We start from the raw sequence: 250 nt of genomic DNA, 5'->3' as shown, positions 1-250 counted from the left end.
CCGGAATGTTCGCTAAATCAAATGCCTTTGAAGATGGCTTGTGTTCCGGAAGTAACTCAAGTGCATAAACCTGCTCACCAATACAACTGAAGAGTTCACCGTTGAATGATCTAATTACCATTGCTGTAGTGCCCTTACGATGGTGTACAGCGATCCCTTGACTGTTTACAGGAAGATAGTATTCATTTTGATATTTCAGGCAGCTTCCATTATCTATCTTTCTAGAAGATAACACCGCCAACGTCAGATT

The 250-nt window shown here is 41.2% G+C and carries 1 pseudogene; it reads right to left on the bottom strand.

Features of this window, described 5'->3' with window-relative positions:
* A pseudogene (locus tag EFT72_RS19540) lies at positions 1 to 250 on the bottom strand (transposase); the annotation flags it as partial.

It is taken from the genome of Clostridium sp. E02, assembly GCF_003833015.1.
Classification (GTDB): Bacteria; Bacillota; Clostridia; order Lachnospirales; family Lachnospiraceae; genus Lacrimispora.
The sequence above is the reverse complement of the archived record's forward strand: the minus strand, read 5'-3'. Positions and strand labels throughout refer to the sequence as shown.